This window comes from Mesorhizobium sp. WSM4871, from assembly GCF_055811295.1.
Map to the genome: position 1 here is coordinate 58,128 of NZ_JBVVPU010000005.1, position 20,050 is coordinate 78,177.

A 20,050-nucleotide genomic window follows, 5' to 3' on the forward strand; every position below is an offset into this window, starting at 1 on the left:
TTTGCGCCGGATTCTAATGGGTTAACCGCCCAGTAACATTAACGCGCTTTAATCACGCTCAGTTTGTACCGGGTCTGTGTGCGGGTTAGTGCGATGCAATTCAGTGTTTTGAAGGCAAACGGACGCAATCTGGCGCGTGGCTGCGCCGTCCTCATGGTCGCGGGTGCCGCCGCAGGGTGCAGTTCCCAGGTGGCGCGGTTCAATGGCGTCGACGACGTCTTCACCGCCTCGACCAACAACCAACGCGCCATCATCGACAAGCAAGACGCTGCCCAGCCCTATCCGGGCGACGCCCCTGTCGCTGCAGCTCCGGTCGACGGCACCTACACCCAGTCGGTCAGCCGCTCCAGCCTCGAGCCGGTGACGACGCGGCAATTGCCGCCGGTCAGCCAGGCGCAGCCGGCTCCGGCGCTGGCGCCTGCCGCAAATCCGGTGCGTGCCGCTACTGCGCCGGCCATGGCGCCTGCCGCACCTCGGGTCGACCGCACGGCAACCGGCACGGTCGCGCCGGCGTCAAGGCCGTTCAAGGACGCCGACCCCGATGAACCGCGCATGGCGACGGCGGGGGGCAAGCCGCATGCGACCGAGATCATCGTCAGGGATGGCGAAACCATTTCCGGCCTGTCGCGGCGCTATGGCGTGCCCGCCGACGCCATCATGAAGGTCAACGGGCTGAGCGAGACCAAGGGGCTGAGGAGCGGCCAGAAACTCATTATTCCGGCCTATGCCTATTCGAGCAAGGAAGCTGCCCCGAAAATCGCCGACGCCAAGCCCTCGAACGGCACCAAGCATGACGTGCCGGCAAGCGCGCCGGAGAAGGTGGCCGTGCTGCCGCAGCAGCCGAAGCTCAAGGAGGGCAAGTCCGTCGCGCAGGTGGATACGTCGACCGCGGCAGGCCAGCCGAAAGACGCAAAGGCCGCGCCCAAGGTGGCCGGTGGCGGCGGCACCTATACGGTCCAGCAGGGCGATACGCTGTCCGCCATCGCCAGGAAGACCGGTGTCGGCGTCGTTGCGCTGAAGCAGGCGAACGGCATGCAGGATGGCCTGCTCAAGATCGGTCAGACGCTGAAGGTTCCGGCCGGCGGCACGGCGACTGTCGCCAGCGCCAAGCCGGCGAAGGTCGATCCGGTGACGACGGCCACCACCCCGCCTGCGGCCAAGACCACCCCGTCGGAAACGCTCGCCTCCTATACGCCGCCAAAGAAGGACGCAAAGGTCATCCAGCAGGCCGAGGACGACGACGCGGTGGCGCCCAATGCCACCGGCATCGGCAAGATGCGCTGGCCGGTGCGCGGCCGCGTGATCTCCGGCTTCGGCGGCGGCAAGGACGGTGTCGACATCGCCGTGCCCGAGGGAACGCCGGTCAAGGCGGCCGAGAACGGTGTGGTCATCTATGCCGGCGACGGCCTCAAGGAATTCGGCAATACGGTGCTGGTGCGTCACGAGAACGGGCTGGTCACCGTCTATGGCCACGCCAGTTCGATCGAGGTGCAGCGGGGCCAGAAGGTCAAGCGCGGCCAGGAAATCGCACTGTCCGGCATGAGCGGCACGACCGACTCGCCGAAACTTCACTTCGAAGTGCGCAAGAACTCCGCGCCGGTCGATCCTTCGACCTATCTTGAATAGGAAAGTCGATCCGTCGACCTGTCTTGAATAGAAGAAAAAAGATTTGCAGGCCGCCTGACCTCCAGCCCGGCCCGCCGGCTTAGCCCGCCCTGCAAGGGGCGGGCTTTTTCAGTTGTCCTTGAGGGATTTGCCCAGCCTGCCAGCCAGGTCCTGGGTGAATTGCCAGGCGACGCGGCCCGAGCGGCTGCCACGCGTTGTCGCCCATTCCAGCGCCTCGGCGCGCAGCGTCTCGGGATCGATGGCAAGCTCGTGATGGCGGACATAGCCGTCGATCATGTCGAGATATTCGTCCTGCGAACATTTGTGGAAGCCGAGCCAGAGGCCGAAACGGTCCGACAGCGAGACCTTTTCCTCGACCGCCTCGGACGGGTTGATGGCGGTCGAGCGCTCATTGTCGATCATGTCGCGCGGCAGCAGATGACGCCGGTTCGAGGTGGCGTAGAAGATCACATTGGCCGGGCGGCCCTCGACGCCGCCTTCGAGCGCTGCCTTCAGCGACTTGTAGGACGTGTCGTCGTGGTCGAAGGAAAGGTCGTCGCAAAACAGGATGAAGCGATAGGGCGCGGCCTTCAGCAGACCCATCAGCTTCGGCAGCGTGTCGATGTCCTCGCGGTGGATTTCGATCAGCTTGAGCGGCAAGTCGAGCTTCGCCGATCCGTTGACGGCGGCGTGCACGGCCTTGACCAGCGACGATTTGCCCATACCGCGCGCGCCCCACAACAGCACGTTGTTGGCGGCAAAACCTGAGGCGAAACGCTCGGTGTTATCGACCAATATGTCGCGGACGCGGTCAACGCCACGGATCAGTCCGATGTCGACGCGATTAACCTTGCGGACCGGTTCGAGATAGCCGGGATCGGCTTGCCAGACGAAGCAATCGGCACCGCCGAGGTCGGTTTGCGGCGCCGGCGGCGGGGCGAGGCGAGCGACCGCCTCGATCAGGCGGTCGAGCTTCTGGTTCAGGGCTTCGAGGGTGCTGTCGGTCATTTCTTGTCTTTTTGTTTCGCTTTCAGGGAGGTATGACGCCAAACCTATCGATTTCGGCGGTTTCGGAACCTGTTCCAACCTTTTGTTAGAGCATGATCTTTTCCTGAAACCAGGCTTCGTTTTCCGCGATCACGCTCTAACACGGCTCAACAGACCGGAAAAGCAACTGAAATGCTTGGCAGCGCAGTTGCATTGGCAACTTTACCGACTATATTCCGGCCAAATTTCGCGGGGCCGCCATGAGGGCGGCTTTTCACCATTCAGGAGGACCTCGATGTTCGTTACACCGGCATATGCCCAAGGCGTCGGCGCCTCTCCCGATATGTTCATCAGCATTTTGCCGTTTGTCCTGATTTTCGTGATCATGTATTTTCTGATCATCCGGCCGCAGCGCACGCAGTTGAAGAAGCGTGGCGAGATGCTGGCGGCGGTTCGCCGCGGCGACACAGTCGTCACCGGCGGCGGCTTCGTCGGCAAGGTGACCAAGGTGATCGACGACAATGAGCTCGAAATCGATCTCGGCGGTGGCACCAAGGTGACGGCGCTGCGCTCGACGATCGCCGACGTGCGCGTCAAGGGCGAGCCGGTGGCGAACCAGAACGCCAAGAAGTAGGCTCAGGAGATAGCCGGGCTTCGGGCGGCACGGTCCGCCAGCAACGGACAACGCCATGTGGTTTTCGCGCCTCACCAAGACTCTTATCTGGCTGGCTGTTGCCGTCATGGTGGTCTTTGGCGTGATGCTTGGCGCGCTCGCTACGAAGCCGGACGGTACGCTCGAAGACCTTCTTGCCTGGCTGCCGAAGCGGCAGGCGAGTTTCGACCGGCAAGGCGGTTCGCAGATCCTGCTGGAGGTAGACAAGGATGATCTGATCAAGAATCGGCTGGAGGCGGTGCGCGATGACGTTCGCTCACTGCTGCGCGATGCCAGGATCGGCTATACGGGCCTTGCTGGATCGGGTCGCGAGGTCAAGGTCCGCATTTCGGATCCGGCTCAGATCGATGCCGCCAAAACAGCCCTGAGAATATTCACCGATCCGGTTGCCGGGGCCAACCCGGTCGAGGAGATAGCGCTTGATGAGCCGGAACCCGGATTGCTCAAACTCACAATAACGGATGCCGGCGTCAAGCTCCGGACATCGATGGCGCTGGTGCGGTCGATGGAAGTCGTCAAACTCCGGGTCAGCGAGAGTGGCGTTTCCGAACCGATCGTGCAGCAGAAAGGCGATGACCATATACTGGTGCAGGTGCCCGGCTTGCGGACCCCAGTCCGGTTCAAGGACATTCTCGGACGGACTGGCAAGTTGACATTTCAAATGGTCGATACGTCGTGGCCTGTGCAGGATGCGCTCAACAACCGGCCGCCGCGGGGCTCTTCGGTGCTCTATTCGCAAGACGATCCGCCGGTTCCCTACCTAGTCGAAGACCGTGTAGTTGTTTCCGGTGACAGCATCGTCGACGCCAAGGCGACCTACAATTCGGCCATGAACGAGCCGGTCGTATCGTTCAATTTCGATTCCAAGGGTACGACACGTTTTGCTCAAGCGACCTCGCAGAATGTCGGCAAGCCGTTTGCGATGATCCTCGACAATCAGGTGCTTTCGGCGCCCGTTATCCGCGAGCCGATCCTTGGCGGCTCCGGCCAGATATCAGGCAACTTCACCAATGAGAGCGCCAAAGATCTTGCCGTGCTTTTGCGTTCTGGTCCGTTACCGGCAAGACTGAAAATAGTTGAAGAACGCACGATAGCGCCTGGCGGCGGGCAGAATTAGAATGAGGCCGGAAATCAGCCAGTTGACGCCGGAACCGATCCTGGCGGCGGCGCCAAATTGACTGTACCGCGCTCGACAATTGACGATGTGCAGGTTAAGGGCGAGCTGGTGGCGAACCGGAATGCCAAGAAATAACCGAATTGAAGGCGGAACGCAGCCGCTTGTACGCCTGAACGGACGATAACCGATGCTTTATTTCTCGCGCTTCAAGATGATCCTGATCTGGCTGGCCGTTGCCGCCACGGTGATCCTCGCAGCGCCCAATCTGTTCTCGGCAAGCACATTGGCCAAGCTTCCCGATTGGGTGCCGAAGCGGCAGATGACGCTCGGCCTCGATCTGCAGGGTGGCTCGCATATCCTGCTCAGGATGGATCCGAACGATCTGATCAAGGATCGGCTGGAGACGACGCGCGACGAGATCAGGACGCTGCTGCGCGACGCCAAGGTCGGTTATACCGGCCTTGCCGGATCCGGCCGCACCGTGCAGGTACGCATCACCGACCCCAGTCAGGTCGAAGCGGCCAAGACGGCGTTGAAGACATTGACGGAGCCGGTTGCGGCCGGCCTGTTCACCGGCGGCTCGATCCAGGAGATGACGCTGGATGATTCCGAGCCCGGCCTGCTCAAATTCACCGTCACCGACGCCGGCATCAAATACCGCACGTCGGCGGCGCTGACGCAGTCGATCGAGGTCGTCGAGCGCCGCGTCAACGAACTCGGCACGACAGAGCCGATCGTGCAGCGGCAAGGCGATGATCGTATCCTGGTCCAGGTGCCGGGCCTGCAGGATCCTCAGCGGCTGAAGGATATCCTCGGCCAGACCGCCAAGCTCACCTTCCAGATGGTCGACCAGTCGATGCCGGTGCAGGATGCGCTCAACGGCCGCCCGCCTGCGGGATCATCGGTGCTCTATTCGCAGGACGATCCGCCGGTTCCGTATCTGATCGAGAATCGCGTCATCGTTTCGGGCGAAAACCTCGTCGACGCCCAGGCCACATACAACTCGCAGAACAACGAGCCGGTGGTGTCGTTCCGCTTCGATTCGAAGGGTGCTGCGCGCTTCGGCCAGGCGACCTCGCAGAATGTCGGTAAGCTGTTTGCCATCATCCTCGACAATCAGGTGATCTCGGCGCCGCAGATCCGCGAGCCGATCCTTGGCGGTACCGGCCAGATTTCGGGCAATTTCACCGCCGAGAGCGCCAATGATCTCGCCGTGCTGCTGCGCGCCGGTGCACTGCCGGCGACGCTGACGGTGATCGAGGAGCGTACGGTCGGTCCGGGTCTCGGCCAGGATTCCATCCATGCCGGCAAGGTCGCCGGCATCATCGGTTCGATCCTCGTCGTCGCCTTCATGTTCGTCGCCTATGGCTTCCTCGGTTTCCTCGCCAACATTGCGCTGGCGGTGCATGTGGCGATGATCGTCGGGCTGTTGTCGCTGCTTGGGGCGACGCTGACGTTGCCGGGCATTGCCGGTATCGTGCTGACCATCGGCATGGCGGTCGATTCCAACGTTCTCATCTACGAACGTATCCGCGAGGAGCGACGAGCCGGCCGCTCGGTGATCCAGGCAATCGACACCGGCTTCTCCAAGGCGCTGGCGACCATCGTCGATTCCAACGTGACGTCGCTGATCGCGACCGTGGTGCTGTTCTATCTCGGCACCGGGCCGGTGAAGGGCTTTGCCGTCACCTACGCCATCGGCATCCTGACCACGGTCTTCACGGCCTTCACCCTCACCCGCCTTTTGGTGTCGATCTGGCTGCGCCGCGCCCGGCCGAAGGAGTTGCCGCGCGCGCCGGTGACCTTCGTTCCGCCCGGCACGAAAATTCCGTTCATGGGCATCCGCCGCTGGACCTTCGCGCTGTCCAGCGTGCTGTCGATCCTGTCAGTGGTGCTGTTCCTGAGCACCGGCATCAATTACGGCATCGACTTCAAGGGTGGCTCGCTGATCGAGGTGCAGGCGAAAAGCGGCAACGCTGACCTTGCCGACCTTCGCGGCAGGCTTTCAGAGCTCAACATCGGCGAAATCCAGGTGCAGCAGTTCGGTACGCCGAATGACGTGCTGATCCGGGTCGGCACCCAGGACGGCGGCGAGAATGCCGAGCAGACCGTCATCGACAAGGTGCGCGGCGAGTTGCAAGACCAGTACGACTTCCGTCGCGTCGAGGTTGTGGGGCCAACGGTCTCGGGCGAACTGGCCAAGCAAGGCACGATCGCCATGCTCGTCGCGTTGCTCGGCATCCTGATCTATGTCTGGTTCCGCTTTGAATGGCAGTTCGCGGTCGGCGCCATCATTGCGACCGTGCACGACGTGGTCATGACGATTGGCTTCTTCGTCATTACAGGGCTGGAATTCAACCAATCGTCGCTGGCGGCTATCCTGACCATCATCGGCTATTCCTTGAACGATACGATCGTCGTCTACGACCGTGTCCGCGAGGATCTGAGAAAATACAAGAAGATGCCGCTGCCGCAGCTGTTGAACAACGCCATCAACGAGACGCTGTCGAGAACGACGCTGACCTCGGTAACGACGATCCTGGCGTTGCTGGCGCTGGTGCTGTTCGGCGGCGAGGTGATCCGCTCGTTCACCATGGCAATGCTGTTCGGCGTCGTCTTCGGCACCTATTCGTCGATCTTCATCGCCGCGCCGCTGCTCATCCTGTTCAAGTTGCGGCCTGGGGCCGCAACCGCCGACGAGGAGAAGCCGGTGAGCGGCGGCAAAGCCGTGGCGACCTGACCGCCGCCCCGGCCGTGGCAAAAGGCATCGTCATCCGCGAGGCGCACTTCCCCGGCCGAGCGCCGATCGAAGCCTATGGCAATGGCGGTTTCCGCTTCGCCGACATGTCGCATCGCGGCTCGCTGTTCTGTCTGCCGTCCGGCATCCATGGCTGGGAGCCGGCCGACGCTACCGCGCTGACGGCGGCGGATTTCGAAAGACTGTTCAATGAGGCCGACAAGGTCGAGATCCTGCTGGTCGGCACCGGCAAGGATCTCAGACCATTGCCGGCGGCGCTGCGTGCCGCGCTGAAAGCGGCGGGCATTGCCTCCGATCCGATGTCGACCGGTGCTGCCGTGCGGACCTACAATGTTCTTCTGGCGGAAAACCGCGCGGTGGCTGCCGCGCTCGTCGCCATCGACTGACATGATCGGCGACGCCAAAATCGTCATGGAAGCGGTGCGCGCCGCCGATCACGACCGTTATCTTTCGGCGCTCTATGCGCCAGCGGACAAGCGCGACGCGCTGTTTTCGCTTTATGCCTTCAACGCCGAGATATCGGGCATTCGCGACCGCATCCATGAGCCGCTGCCAGGCGAGGTGCGGCTGCAATGGTGGCGCGATACGATTGCCGGAGAAGCGGACGACAGGGCAGGCGTCGGCCATCCCGTCGCCGACGCCTTGAAGGCTACGATTTCCGCTCATAGGCTGCCGAAGCCAGCATTCGACAATATGCTCGAAGCGCGTATTTTCGACCTTTACGACGATCCGATGCCGTCGCGCACCGACCTTGAAGGCTATTGTGGCGAGACGGCGGCGGCGCTCATCCAGCTTGCGGCGATGGTGCTCGATCCCATTGAAGCGCCACGTTTCGCCGAACTGGCGGGCAGGGCGGGCTGCGCGCAGGCAATGACCGGTCTTCTGCTGCTGTTGCCGCTGCATCGCCGGCGCGGCCAATGCTTCGTGCCGGCGGACGTCCTTGCGGCGGCCGGCTCCTCGCCGGAAGAGTTCGTCAAAGGCGATGACGGCCTTGGCGCGCAACGCGCCGTTGCGGCGATGATCGCGCTGGCGCGCGAGCATCTGGCCGCCTTCGAGCAGGCCGCGCCGGCCCTGCCGTCTTCGTTGCGCCCGGCCTATCTGCCGCTTGCCCTGACACGCGCCTATCTCGCCAGGATGGAAAGCCGTTCGCCGCTCGATCGCGTGGTGCGGCTGTCAGCCTTGCGCCGGCATTGGCTGCTCTTGCGCCGTGCATCGAAGGGCTGGCCGCCCATTTGACGTAGACGTCAATCATATCCTCAATCGAGGCCTTCACGCGCGCCCTGCGCGGCCACTCAAGAGAACTACTCCGCTGCTTCCGCCCGCGCGGGCAAGCCCAGCCATCGGCGGCAATCGGCCAGGGCCCGCGATGTCACGGCGCGCCGCTTGGCGACGATCTTGTCCTTGCCACGCAGGCGCTTGCCCTCGGCTTTCGGTGCTTCCACCGGCGGGAACAGGCCGAAATTGACGTTCATCGGCTGGAAGGATCGCTTGCCCGGCTCATCGTCGGACACGATGTGGCCGCCGGTGATGTGGTTGAGCAGCGCGCCGAAAGCCGTGGTCAGCGGCGGCAGCGAGGCCTGATGGCCGAGCCGCTCGGCGGCGGCGAAGCGTCCGGCCAACAGGCCGATGGCGGCACTCTCGACATAGCCCTCGCAGCCGGTGATCTGGCCGGCAAAGCGCAAGCCGGGCCGCGACTTCAACTGCAGCGATTGGTCCAGCAGCGTCGGCGAGTTGATGTAGGTGTTGCGGTGCAGGCCGCCGAGGCGGGCGAAATCTGCATTTTCGAGGCCGGGGATGGTGCGGAATACCCGTACCTGCTCGGCATGCTTCAGCTTGGTCTGGAAACCGACCATGTTGTAGAGCGTGCCCAGCGCGTTGTCCTGGCGAAGCTGCACGACGGCATAGGCTTTCACAGCGGGATTGTGGGCATTGGTCAGCCCCATCGGCTTCATCGGTCCATGGCGCAGCGTCTCGACGCCGCGTTCGGCCATCACCTCGATCGGCAGGCAGCCGTCGAAATAGGGCGTGCCTTCCCATTGCTTGAACTCGGTCTTCTGGCCGGCGACAAGCGCCTGCACGAAGGCGAGATACTGCTCCTTGTCCAGGGGACAGTTGATGTAGTCCTTGCCGGTGCCGCCGGGGCCGACCTTGTCGTAGCGCGACTGGAACCAGCAGACGTTCATGTCGATCGTGTCGAAATGGATGATCGGCGCGATGGCGTCGAAGAAGGCAAGCGCGTCGGCGCCGGTCGCTTCGGCGATCGACTGGGCGAGCGAGGGCGCCGTCAGCGGTCCGGTGGCGATGATCGCCTGGTCCCAGTCCGCCGGCGGCAGGCCCGGCACTTCCTCGCGCTGGATGGTGATCAGCGGGTGGGCTTCCAGCTTTTTGGTCACAGCCCGCGAAAACCCGTCGCGGTCGACGGCCAGCGCGCCACCGGCCGGCACCTGGTTGGCATCGCCGGCGCTCATGATCAGCGATCCGGCCAGCCGCATTTCGGCGTGCAGCAGGCCGACCGCGTTGGTCTCGGCATCGTCGGAGCGGAAGGAGTTCGAACAGACCAGCTCGGCCAGCCCCTCGGTCTTGTGCGCATCGGTGCCGCGCACGGGCCGCATTTCATGCAACACGACGGGAATGCCGGCCTCGGCTGACTGCCATGCGGCTTCGGAGCCGGCGAGGCCGCCGCCGACGATGTGGATGGGATCGTTGCTCATGAGCGCCGGAATAATCGCTTGGCGCGCCGTTTGCAATTGGTCGGCTGAAAGCGTGACCGTGCTCGGCCGTAACCACCCCGCCAGAAGCTGTCTGTTTACACCGCCGCAAAATAGGGATATTTAATATCCTTAATATATAGGCTCGATCGGTATCGACCCGGAATCCATTGATGATCCTGAAAAGCCAAGTCGAATGGGCGCTGCACTGCTGCGCCATTCTCGCAGGCCTGCCCGCAGGGCGATATCTCTCCACAAAAGCGCTCGCCGAGTTTCATGGCCTTCCCAAGGAGTATCTATCCAAGGCACTGCAAAGCCTGTCGCAGGCGGGCCTGGTCGATGCGACGCTCGGTCCGTCAGGCGGATACCGGTTGGCGCGGCCACCGGCCGAGCTGACGTTCCTCGAGATCGTGGAAGCGGTGGAAGGCAAGGCGCGGACATTTGTGTGCACCAATATTCGCGAAAACAATCCGTGCCGTCCGCAGGGCTATTGCGAAAGCAGCCCGTGCGCGGTGTCGCGCATCATGTGGGAAGCCGATGAGGCCTGGCGGGCAAAATTGCGTAGCGTCAGGCTCTCCGATCTCACCGAAGCGCTGGCGCAGGAGATTCCGGCGGAGCTTTGGAAGAACAGCTTCGAATGGGTGCTAGAGCGCGCTGGATGAACGCATGACCATCGCTTGCGGCTGGTCAGCCGTGGCCGGGCAATACGACGGCATAGCTCTGCGGTGACATCGCAAGGAACAGACCATTCGCGTCGCAATGGCGATGGACAAGGTCGATCACTTCATTCCTGGCGAGCAACCGATCGGCTGGACCGGCGACGCAAAAGAGCAGGTCCATCCCGATTGCCACCGCGTCGATCTCCTTGAGCGCGACAAGCGGCGCCGGCTCCTTGACGATCCGTTGGCATTTCTGGAGGACCGCATGCATGGCCTCCTCAATGACATGCGGCGCGTGCGTCCTGGAGATCCGCACGTTCACGCTGATTAGCTGCCTCTCGTCGGGACGGCTGAGATTGGTCAGGCCGAGCTTCGCCAGCACGCTGTTGGGCAGGACGACGATGTTGCTGGCAGCGGTGAGCAGGTGGGTGGAGCGCCAGGTTGTTTCGACGATGCGTCCTTCCGTGCCGTCACCCAGCATGATCCAGTCGCCGAGCGTGTAGGGTCGGCCCAGCGTCAGCGCGATGCCGGAAAAGACGTCACCAAGCGTGTTCTGCAGCGCAAGCCCGACAATGATGGCAACCACGCCCGATGTCGCCGCCAACGTTGCGACGGGAAGTCCAAAGACGAAACCCGTTATCGACAGCGCCACGCCGAGATAGATAACAGCGACGACCAATTCCTGTAGCAGGCGCGCTTCTCGCGGCCGGTGTTCGACGACGATGTAGAGGCGCACAAAGCCGACGAGCGTCCAGGCAAGGTGTATCCACCAGAGGATCCGCGCCGACATCGCCAGATATGCGCCCGAGCCTTGGATCTCTGTGAAATCTGTCTCGGCCAGCCAATGCGGCAGGATACCGCTGAAGCCGAGCACCGCGGTCATGCCGGCGAAGAACAGGATCTGGACGATCAGGCGTGCCATCGGACGCCCGCGACCCTGGAAACACCAGACGACAACGCCGGCAAGCCCTAGAAGGTTGATCAAGACCAGGGTCAGGAATTGATGATCGCCGAACATGGGTCCTCGATATGATACAAACTCGAAGGCAGGGCCGGGACGCCGGCAAGGCGCCCGGCCTTTACGGCCTACTTCGTGACCGGATAGGTCAACTCCTTCTGGGCGGTATCGACCACGAAGACGGCCAGCAGCTTTGCCGGCTTTGTCTCGCTGCCATTCTCGCTCACGCTATGGCGATCGCCCGGCATCTCCGAGAAGCTCTCGCCGGCCTTGTAGACCGTGGCCGGGTCGTCATTGACCTGGCTGCGGATCGAGCCTTCCAAAACCGTCGCATAAATGAAGGCCGAGCTAGGATGGGTATGCGCCTCCGAGTAGCCGCCGGGGCCGTATTCGACCAGGATGCCCTTGATGCTCTTGCCCGGCGCATTCGGCAGTTCATGCTCATAGACGAGGGTGACCTTGGCGGCTTTTTCGCCGGCGGGATGGGTATCTGTGGCTCCGGCCGGGTCGGCCATGGCAGCCGTCATGATAAGGGCGGCGACGATTGATTTGATCATTTCGAAACTCCTTTGGGTTGAGCAATATGCTGCGCCTGGCTGAGGCGCAGCCCGGCGGTCATTTCCGCGCCGCAGTGGCGAACCATTGCTCGAAGGTGACGTGGCCAAGACGGGGATCGTCGTCGGAGACGAGCGAGTTGTCGTTCAGCCGCGCACCAAAATAGAGCGCCTCCGGATCTGCCACCACCTCGCGGGGATCGCCGACAGCCTTGAGGTAGCGGGTGACGAGCTCGCTCATCCGCGCGCGCTCCGGACCGGAAATCTCGATCATGCCGTTGATCGGCACCGCGAGCGCGACCTCGGCCATGACGTCGGCGACATCGTCGGACGCGATGGGCTGCACATAGGCCGGCGACAGATGCACGGCGTCACGGACCGTGCCAGATCTGGCGATGCCTGCGAGGAATTCCATGAACTGGGTGGAATGAACGATGGTGTAGGGAATGCCTGACGCCTTGATCAGCTGTTCCTGGACGAGCTTGGCGCGGAAATAGCCGCAATCCTGCAAGCGTTCGGTTCCCACAACCGAGAGCGCGATGTGGTGCTTGACCCCGGCCTCCTTGCCTGCCGCAAGCAGATTGCGACCGGAAATCGTGAAGAAATCCATGGCGGCCTGGTCCTCGAAGGAGGGTGAGTTAGCGAGATCGATCACGACCTCGGCGTCGGTCAGCGCCTCTTTCAGCCCTTCGCCGGTGATCGTGTTGACGCCGGTATTCGGGGCAGCGGCGATTACCTCGTGACCCTGCTTGCGCAGGCGTTCGGTGGTTTTGGTGCCGATGAGGCCGGTTCCGCCGATGATGACGATTTTCATGATGCTCTCCGTTTGCGGCGCGCTGTCGGGCCGCGTCGATCGATGGGTTGCTCTGGGAAACGCGTTAGTTCAGTCCGGCCTTGTCGAGGCCGTAAAACTTGTCCGCGGAGCCGGGCACTGCCTTGAAGGCGACACTGACGCGGTTCCAGGCGTTGATGGCCATGATCGAGAAGGTCAGATCTGAGATTTCCTTTTCCGATAGCTGGCCGCGCACGCGCTCATAGAGGTCGTCGGGGATGCCGCCTTCGGGGAGTTTGGTGACGGCTTCCGTCCAGGCTAGGGCGGCGCGTTCACGCGGAATGAACAGGGTCGATTCCCTCCAGACGGCGATATGATAGAGCCGCAGTTCGCTCTCGCCGTGGATCTTCGCTTCCTTGACATGCATGTCGAGGCAGAAGGCGCAGGCATTGATCTGCGATGCCCTGATGTGGACGAGATCGCGGATCTTCTCTTCGATGGCGCTGTGAGCCTCGGCCATGCTGAGCTCGGAGACCTTTTGAACAGCTCGGGCGATTGTTGGGCGGCGTTCAAACGCTGGGTCATTGCTTATCCTTCTGGTTTTGAGGACATTATGTGTCCTTAAGGACATTTGATATCCATAATAGCTAGACAGTAAAGCGCTTGCCGCCTAGAATGTGGACATAAGGCTTATGTCGAAACGTAATGGGGAAGAGGATGGACATCGTATCGGCGTTGCGGACGTTCCTGCGGGTGGCGCAGACAAGATCCTTCTCCGCGGCCGCGATCGACCTCAACCTGACCCAGCCAGCAGTATCCCGGCAGGTCTCCGCGCTGGAAGCGCATCTGAAGACGCGCCTTCTGCATCGTACCACGAGCGCGCTTGCCCTAACGGCCGAGGGTGAACAGGTGCTGCCGATGGCTCTGCGCGTGGTGGAAGCGGTAGAAGCGCTGAGCGAAGCGAGTGGCACTGAGGGCGCAACCGTGTCTGGAAAAGTGCGGCTCAGCCTGCCGGCATCGCTCGGGCTCTCCATCAGCGACCGCCTCGCAAGATTGCTGGACAGCCATCCGTCCCTTACCGTCGAACTGGTCTTGCGGGAGGAAGCCTCGGATCTGGTCGCCGATGCGATCGATCTCGAGGTGCGCCTCGGGCCGGTCGGTGATAGCAGCCTGATGTGCCGCAGGATCGGCTGGACGACGGCCTTTCTCGTGGCTTCGCCCGGCTATCTCGAGGCGCGCGGCATACCGCGAGCGCTGAAAGACATCAGCGATCACTGCTGCATTTGCTACAGCCGCGCCGGCGACGGCCGGTCATGGTCGTTCTCCGGTGGAGTGGATGAAGTGGTCGTGCGGGTAGAGCCTCGCCTGGTCGCCAACAATTCGATGGCAGTCCATCGGGCAACGCTGGCCGGAGCCGGGCTCGCGGTGCTCTCCCATATCCTGGCCGGGCCAGACATCGAGAAAGGCAGACTGGTCAAGGTGATGCCGGATTTTCCGCCGACGCGGCTGCCCATCAACGTCGTCTATCCCTCCCGCAAGAATATGCCGTTGCGTGTGACGACGGTGCTCGACTTTCTTGTCCAGTCTGTTCGCGACGATGCTCTGATGGCGGCATAAGCGCCCTGATCGACGGCGTGCTCAGCTGAAAACCCGCCTCTGAAACAACAACACCCGCCGGGGGAGGAGGTCCGGCGGGTGTCGTTTTGGTGGTCGACCCTCGGGAGGAGGTGAAGATCGACCGTATTCGCCATCGCCGGGGAGGAGGTCGGCTCTGACGAAATCTCTTTCGCCTGTTGAAGGGAGCGAAACCCCTGCGGACAAAACTCGTTCCGCCTTTGGACGAAATTCTTTCACCCCGGGACGAATTTTTCGCCCTTGGAAACAGCGCCCGCCGCGGGAGGAGGTGCGGCGGGCGCCGTTTTTGTGGTCAACCCTCGGGAGGAGGTGAAGGCTGACCGTATCCGTCAGGGTCGGGGAGGAGGTCGACCCTGACGAAATTCAGATCGCCTTGCGGGCGACGGTCTTGATCTCGTCGCGGATGATGCCGAGATCATGGAGCTGGCGGTTCGAAAGGCGACCCAGCTCGTTAACGGTGTCGCGGTAAACGCGCCAGTTACGATAGTTGCGGATCAGGTTCATTGACGTTCTCTTTTCTCTCAAAACTGGTTCGGACCATTTGCGGTCCGAAGGGACTAGACCGCCTTGCGAGCGACGTAGTGGATGTCGCTGCGGCTGATGCCGAGGTCGGTCAGTTCACGGTTGCTCAGGCGGCTCAGCTCGGAAACGGTGTCCCGGTAGCGGCGCCAGTTGCGGTAGTTGCGGATCAAGTTCATGGTATTTCTCGTTTCGTCTTTCTTTCGGATCATTCCGTCTTTGTGTACGCCGTGAAAATAGGTGGGATCATATCGGTTTAAAAGCGCTATCGCTGCATGGCAGCAATGCAAATTGTGCAATGCAACATCACGAGGCGCTCTCGGCTTCGACACAAAGAAGCCCGAATTGGAAAATGCCTTGGCGTCAACGGCTTGTCCGGCTCGGCTGAAAAAACGACCAAGCAATGGGGAGAAGGCATGGCGAGCTATTCGTCACGGGTAAGGGCCGATATTGCACGATGGGCGCAGGCCGGCCTGATCGATGTCCCGACGGCCGGCGCGCTGACGCGCGACGTCGAGGCCAATGAACGCAAATCGCTGAGCTTCGGTTCGATCCTGGCGATGATGGCGGCGCTGCTGTTCGGCGCGGCCATCCTGATCTTCGTCGCCGCCAATTGGGAAGCCATTCCGCGGCTGGCGCGGGTGGCGGCGCTGTTCGCCATCATCCTGGCCGGCTATGTCGGCGGCGCGGTGCTGAAGATGCGCGACCATGCGGCGATCGGCGAGGCGCTGTGGATCGTCGCCGCCGCGGCCTTCGGCGGATCGATCGCGCTGATCGGCCAGATGTACCATCTGTCTGGCGACGAGGCATCGGCCCTCATCACCTGGGGTGCTGGCACGACGCTGGCGGCCGTCGCGCTGCGCTCGAACCCGCTGACCGTCGCTGCCGTCGGCATCGCCGATGCCTGGCTGTTCCTGAAGGGGTTCGACTATTTCCGGCGCACGGAATTTCCGCATCTCTTCGTCGTCATCGCGATCGTGCTGTTCGGCATTTCATTCTGGACCCGCAGCCAGGTGGCGCGGCACCTGATCATCCTGTCGGTCATCTTCTATCTCGTGCTGGTGGCGATGGACTACGAGACGCTGCAGGTCGCTATTCCGCTCGTGGTCGTTTCGGTGCTGCTGTTCGCAGCGGCGATCTTCGCCGCCGGTCCTGTCGATAGGATCCTGCAGCTTGGCGGCCGGCTGCCCCTGCACGCGCTGATCGGCTTCCTCACCGGCCTGGCGATGATCCAGTTCCAGCTGGCCAATGAAGCGAGCTACACCAGCGGCTTTGCCCTTGCCTCGGCCGTGGCGCTCGCCGGCATTGCCGCGGCAATCGTGCTCGGCGGCCGCGAGAGCAGGGGGCTGCGCTGGGTTGCCTATGCCGGCTTCGCCTTCGAGCTCGCCCTCATCTATGTGGTGATGCTGCAGTCGATGCTCGATACGGCAGGCTTCTTCCTGGCGGCCGCAGTGCTTCTCGGCATCCTTGCCTTTGTCATCATCCGTATTGAAAAACGCATGAAGGCGCCTGGCCTGGAAGGAGCGGGAGCATGATGACCGGAAAAAGACTTGTCATCTCGGCGCTGGTGCTGGCCCTCGTCCAGATCGGCTTTTTGAGCTGGATCATCGCCGGCCGGGCGGCGATCCTGCGCGACGGGAAGGAGGTTCTCCTGAAGGTCGAGCCGGTCGATCCGCGCGACCTCCTGCGCGGCGACTATATTCGCCTCGGCTATGACATCTCGCGGATCCCGGTGAAGCTCATCGCCAACATTCCGGCTGGCAAACTCACGAGCGACGACACGCCGATCGTGGTCAGGCTGAAACCGGGCGCCGACGGCTATTGGCAGCCGATTGCCGCCTGGTTCGGGCAGGCGCCGGCGCCGGCCGCAGCCGACGAGGCCGATATCGCCGGGCACGTCGCCGAAGGTTGGAATCTGAGCACGCCAGAAACGACGATCGCGCCGGACTACGGCATCGAGCGGTTCTATCTGCCGGAAGGCGAGGGGATGGCGATCCAGAACGACATGCGGGTGCGGCCGTTCGGCATTCGCATCGCGCTCGCCAGGGACGGCACGGCGCAGATCAAGGCGCTGATGGACGGCGACAAGACGCTGTTCGAGGAACCGCTTTATTAGCGCGCATAGGTGTCGGCGTTAACTGCTGGACAGTGCGCCGTCCTCCTTCGCCAAGGCTTCGGAGGACACCCTTCGCTTTGACGAGCTTCAGGGTGGCCCGCCACCCGAAGCTCGCCAGAGCGAAGGGTGGTGCGGATGAAGGGACTCGAACCCCCACGCCTTTCGGCACTGGAACCTAAATCCAGGGCGTCTACCAATTCCGCCACATCCGCATTGCCCGGCCAATCCCATGTAGCCATCATTCTGTCAATGTCGCAGGCCACATCAGCGGTTATTGGCCGGCGCATGATCCCGAAAATCGAAAAATCGATCTTCGGGAAGGGTCATGCGCCAGAATCAGGGTGCTACAGCGTCCTTTGCGGGTCCAGGAGGACGCGCGGCGCTGTAGTTGCGAAGATGGTTGAAAATCGGCCGCGCCTGTGACAAAAGGCGTGTCGAATGTGACGGGACGCGACGATCCGCTTCTGCTGAATGTGATAAGAAGTAGGAAAAACAAAGACTTATTCACATTTTGGAGCGTATTTCCTGAGGATTTGAGCCGCGTTGGGCGGGCAAAACCCTGAAGTCCCGCGCCAAAAGCCATTCCCGGCAAAGATCATACCGGCAGGTTGTAACGGCAGAAGCCGTTTGGCGGCCTCATTGGTGGAAACAAAGGTTTTATGATGCAGGTCACCGAAACGCTCAACTCCGGTCTCAAGCGCGAGATCAAGATCACCGTGCCGGCGGGTGACATGGAGGCCAAGCTGATGGCGCGGCTTTCCGACGCCAGGAACAAGGTCCGCATCAACGGTTTCCGCCCCGGCAAGGTGCCGGTGCAGCACCTGCGCAAGGTCTACGGCAAGTCGTTCATGGCCGAAGTGGTCAACGAGATCCTCAACGATTCGACCCGTTCGATCATCACCGGGCGCGGCGAAAAGGCAGCCATGCAGCCTGAAGTGATCATGACCGAGGACGAGAAGGAGGCCGAGAAGATCCTGGCCGGCGGCGCCGACTTCGAGTTCCGCCTGAACTACGAGATCATCCCGGAGATCGAGATCAAGGATTTCTCCGACATCAAGGTGACGCGCCAGGTGTTCGACGTGCCTGACAGCGAGATCGACGAGCAGGTCCAGCGCGTCGCCGAATCGGCACGCAGCTACGAGCCTAAGACCGGCAAGGCCGCCGAAGGCGACCGCGTGAGCATCGACTATGTCGGCAAGATCGACGGTGAGGCCTTTGCCGGCGGCGCCGGCACCGACCAGCCGCTGGTGCTCGGCTCCAAGGAGTTCATCCCCGGCTTCGAGGACCAGCTCATCGGCGCCAAGGCCGGCGACGAGAAGCAGGTCACCGTGACCTTCCCGGAAAACTACCAGGCGGCGCATCTTGCCGGCAAGGAAGCCACCTTCGACGTCACCGTCAAGGAAGTCTCCAAGCCCGGCGCGCTGGAGATCAACGACGAGACGGCCAAGAATCTCGGCCTGGAGTCGCTGGAGCGCCTGCGTGAGGTGGTGCGCACCCAGATCGAGAACCAGTTCGGTTCGATGACGCGCCAGAAGGTCAAGCGCCAGCTGCTCGACCAGCTCGACGCAGCCTATTCGTTCGAGGCGCCGTCGAAGCTCGTCGAGGCCGAGTTCTCCAACATCTGGAACCAGGTCACCCGCGATCTCGAAGCCGCCGGCCGCACCTTCGCCGACGAGGAGACGACGGAAGAAGAGGCGCGCGCCGAATATATGCGCCTTGCCGAGCGTCGCGTGCGCCTTGGCCTGGTTCTGGCCGAGATTGGCGAAAAGGCCGGCGTCACCGTGTCGGACGAGGAATTGCAGCGCGGCCTGTTCGAGCAGGTGCGCCGCTATCCGGCCAACCAGCAGCAGGAAGCCTTCGAGTTCTACCGCAGCAATCCCGAGGCGCTGAACACGCTGCGCGCGCCGATGTTCGAGGAGAAGGTCGTCGACCATCTGCTCGGCCAGATCTCGGTCACCGACGTCAAGGTCAGCAAGGAAGAGCTGATGGCCGACGACGAGGAAACCGAGACGACCAAGGCGAAGCCGGCGAAGAAGGCCGCTGCGAAGAAGGCTGAGAAGGCCGACGACGCCGAAGAGCCCAAGAAGAAGGCCGCGCCGAAGAAGAAGGCCGCCAAGGACGACGAATAAACGCGGTATTCCACCGAATTGCGAAAGGCCGCCCTCGTGGCGGCCTTTTCCTTTTCTAGGCGACCTGCAGATCGTCGGCGGCGATGTCGAGCAGCCGGTTCATCGCGGCCCTGGCTCCGGCGGTGTCGCGCATGCGGATCGCCTCGAGCACGGCCTGATGCGCAGCAAGCGCCCGCGACTGCGCTTCCATCAGCCTGTTGGTGACGAGGAAGGACGCGCTCAGCGCCGCCTCCAGCATCCCGATCAGTCCCTTCAGAACGACGTTGTGGCTGGCCGCGATCACGCTGCGGTGGAAGGCCAGATCCGCCCGGCAGACACCGTCGAGGTTGTGCGGGATCGAATCGCGCATGGTGTTGAAGGCCGCCTCGATCGCGGCGAGGTCGGAGCCGGTGCCGCGCCTGGCGGCGAGCTCGGCGGCGGCCGGCTCAAAAATGCGGCGCGCCTCGATCAGGCCGGAGATCAGCTCGCTGTCGTTCTGGATATCCGGGTGCCAGCTCAGCACCACGGGATCGAGCAGCCGCCAGTCGTCGCGCGACAGCACGCGCACGCCAACCCGGCGGCGCGCCTCCACCAGCCCCTTGGCCGACAGTACCTTGACCGCTTCGCGCACCGAGGTGCGGCTGACGCCGAGCATGGCGCAGAGCTCTTCCTCGCGCGGCAGCACTTCGCCCGGCCGGTAGGCGCCGCCAAGGATGCGGCTGCCAAGCACGTTGACCACGGAATCGTGGATACGGCTGCCACCACCGCCTTCGGCCTCGACGCGGCGCAACGAACCGTCTTCAGCCACGCCAAGATCAGACGCCATGATTTCCCGACCCTTCTCCAGCCTGCAACTCATAGGCGCGACCGGCGCGCCGCGC

19 protein-coding genes, 1 tRNA gene and 1 pseudogene are annotated in these 20,050 nt (G+C 62.7%); 11 read left to right on the forward strand and 10 right to left on the reverse strand.

The genetic code is table 11. The annotated features are described in order from the left end of the window. Window positions 1–93 precede the first annotated feature (93 nt). Entirely contained in the window at window positions 94–1,626 is a 1,533-nt protein-coding gene (locus AC0L2H_RS12075) for a peptidoglycan DD-metalloendopeptidase family protein (RefSeq protein ID WP_473590430.1), read from the forward strand. A 108-nt stretch (window positions 1,627–1,734) separates the two neighbouring features. On the opposite strand, the gene AC0L2H_RS12080 is transcribed toward AC0L2H_RS12075, so the two are convergent. Beyond that, window positions 1,735–2,613, reverse strand: coding sequence for an ATP-binding protein (locus AC0L2H_RS12080; RefSeq protein WP_473590431.1), 879 nt, complete (start codon window positions 2,611–2,613; stop codon window positions 1,735–1,737). A gap of 274 nt (window positions 2,614–2,887) precedes the next feature. Between AC0L2H_RS12080 and yajC the strand changes: the two genes are divergently transcribed. The 5 genes from yajC (at window position 2,888) to AC0L2H_RS12105 (ending at window position 8,376) form a co-directional block, all read left to right on the forward strand. Beyond that, on the forward strand, window positions 2,888–3,226 hold the full coding sequence (gene yajC, locus AC0L2H_RS12085; RefSeq protein WP_008876289.1) for a preprotein translocase subunit YajC: 339 nt from the start codon (window positions 2,888–2,890) through the stop codon (window positions 3,224–3,226). A gap of 55 nt (window positions 3,227–3,281) precedes the next feature. Then, entirely contained in the window at window positions 3,282–4,382 is a 1,101-nt protein-coding gene (locus AC0L2H_RS12090; protein ID WP_473590432.1) for a SecDF P1 head subdomain-containing protein, read from the forward strand. 187 nt (window positions 4,383–4,569) lie between these two features. After that, the gene (gene secDF, locus AC0L2H_RS12095) at window positions 4,570–7,122 is read left to right on the forward strand and encodes a protein translocase subunit SecDF (protein WP_473590433.1); all 2,553 of its coding nucleotides are present in this window, start codon (window positions 4,570–4,572) and stop codon (window positions 7,120–7,122) included. Between the two features lie 14 nt (window positions 7,123–7,136). Continuing rightward, entirely contained in the window at window positions 7,137–7,526 is a 390-nt protein-coding gene (locus tag AC0L2H_RS12100) for an Mth938-like domain-containing protein (protein WP_473590434.1), read from the forward strand. A gap of 1 nt (window position 7,527) precedes the next feature. Then, window positions 7,528–8,376 (forward strand): phytoene/squalene synthase family protein, encoded by an 849-nt coding sequence (locus tag AC0L2H_RS12105; protein WP_473590435.1) that lies wholly within the window; start codon window positions 7,528–7,530, stop codon window positions 8,374–8,376. Window positions 8,377–8,441: 65 nt separating this feature from the next. Here the strand turns inward: AC0L2H_RS12105 and trmFO are convergent, their stop codons facing one another. Next, window positions 8,442–9,851 (reverse strand): methylenetetrahydrofolate--tRNA-(uracil(54)-C(5))-methyltransferase (FADH(2)-oxidizing) TrmFO, encoded by a 1,410-nt coding sequence (gene trmFO, locus AC0L2H_RS12110; protein WP_473590436.1) that lies wholly within the window; start codon window positions 9,849–9,851, stop codon window positions 8,442–8,444. Window positions 9,852–10,021: 170 nt separating this feature from the next. Between trmFO and AC0L2H_RS12115 the strand changes: the two genes are divergently transcribed. Continuing rightward, the gene (locus tag AC0L2H_RS12115; RefSeq protein WP_473590437.1) at window positions 10,022–10,510 is read left to right on the forward strand and encodes an RrF2 family transcriptional regulator; all 489 of its coding nucleotides are present in this window, start codon (window positions 10,022–10,024) and stop codon (window positions 10,508–10,510) included. 25 nt (window positions 10,511–10,535) lie between these two features. On the opposite strand, the gene AC0L2H_RS12120 is transcribed toward AC0L2H_RS12115, so the two are convergent. The 4 genes and pseudogenes from AC0L2H_RS12120 to AC0L2H_RS12135 form a co-directional block, all read right to left on the reverse strand. Beyond that, entirely contained in the window at window positions 10,536–11,525 is a 990-nt protein-coding gene (locus AC0L2H_RS12120; protein WP_473590438.1) for a mechanosensitive ion channel family protein, read from the reverse strand. A gap of 68 nt (window positions 11,526–11,593) precedes the next feature. Next, window positions 11,594–12,022, reverse strand: a complete 429-nt coding sequence (locus tag AC0L2H_RS12125; protein ID WP_473590439.1) for a cupin domain-containing protein — start codon at window positions 12,020–12,022, stop codon at window positions 11,594–11,596. Window positions 12,023–12,080: 58 nt separating this feature from the next. After that, window positions 12,081–12,833, reverse strand: coding sequence for an SDR family oxidoreductase (locus tag AC0L2H_RS12130; RefSeq protein ID WP_473590440.1), 753 nt, complete (start codon window positions 12,831–12,833; stop codon window positions 12,081–12,083). A 64-nt stretch (window positions 12,834–12,897) separates the two neighbouring features. Further along, window positions 12,898–13,376: pseudogene (locus AC0L2H_RS12135) on the reverse strand (carboxymuconolactone decarboxylase family protein). Between the two features lie 132 nt (window positions 13,377–13,508). Between AC0L2H_RS12135 and AC0L2H_RS12140 the strand changes: the two are divergent. Further along, window positions 13,509–14,408: a LysR family transcriptional regulator gene (locus AC0L2H_RS12140; protein WP_473590441.1), complete on the forward strand. Its 900-nt coding sequence runs from the start codon at window positions 13,509–13,511 to the stop codon at window positions 14,406–14,408. Window positions 14,409–14,789: 381 nt separating this feature from the next. Here the strand turns inward: AC0L2H_RS12140 and AC0L2H_RS12145 are convergent, their stop codons facing one another. Together AC0L2H_RS12145 and AC0L2H_RS12150 are read right to left on the reverse strand one after the other, a co-directional pair. After that, window positions 14,790–14,930 carry a DUF1127 domain-containing protein gene (locus AC0L2H_RS12145; RefSeq protein ID WP_120017849.1) on the reverse strand — a complete coding sequence of 47 codons (141 nt, stop codon included), beginning with the start codon at window positions 14,928–14,930 and terminating at the stop codon, window positions 14,790–14,792. Window positions 14,931–14,983: 53 nt separating this feature from the next. Continuing rightward, on the reverse strand, window positions 14,984–15,124 hold the full coding sequence (locus AC0L2H_RS12150) for a DUF1127 domain-containing protein (RefSeq protein ID WP_006335194.1): 141 nt from the start codon (window positions 15,122–15,124) through the stop codon (window positions 14,984–14,986). Between the two features lie 237 nt (window positions 15,125–15,361). Here AC0L2H_RS12150 and AC0L2H_RS12155 point away from each other — a divergent pair, with 237 nt between their 5' ends. Next, window positions 15,362–16,480 (forward strand): DUF2157 domain-containing protein, encoded by a 1,119-nt coding sequence (locus AC0L2H_RS12155; protein WP_473590442.1) that lies wholly within the window; start codon window positions 15,362–15,364, stop codon window positions 16,478–16,480. Beyond that, the gene (locus AC0L2H_RS12160; protein WP_473590443.1) at window positions 16,477–17,061 is read left to right on the forward strand and encodes a GDYXXLXY domain-containing protein; all 585 of its coding nucleotides are present in this window, start codon (window positions 16,477–16,479) and stop codon (window positions 17,059–17,061) included. Before AC0L2H_RS12155 ends, AC0L2H_RS12160 begins: the two co-directional genes overlap by 4 nt. A gap of 127 nt (window positions 17,062–17,188) precedes the next feature. Here the strand turns inward: AC0L2H_RS12160 and AC0L2H_RS12165 are convergent. After that, window positions 17,189–17,273: transfer RNA gene (locus AC0L2H_RS12165), tRNA-Leu, on the reverse strand. A gap of 450 nt (window positions 17,274–17,723) precedes the next feature. On the opposite strand from AC0L2H_RS12165, the gene tig reads away from it, so the two are divergent. Next, window positions 17,724–19,190, forward strand: coding sequence for a trigger factor (gene tig, locus AC0L2H_RS12170; protein WP_473590720.1), 1,467 nt, complete (start codon window positions 17,724–17,726; stop codon window positions 19,188–19,190). 55 nt (window positions 19,191–19,245) lie between these two features. Here tig and AC0L2H_RS12175 read toward each other — a convergent pair whose 3' ends face one another. Further along, a complete protein-coding gene (locus AC0L2H_RS12175; protein ID WP_473590444.1) occupies window positions 19,246–19,995 on the reverse strand; it encodes a FadR/GntR family transcriptional regulator in 750 nt (249 codons plus the stop codon). Between the last annotated feature and the right edge of the window lie 55 nt (window positions 19,996–20,050).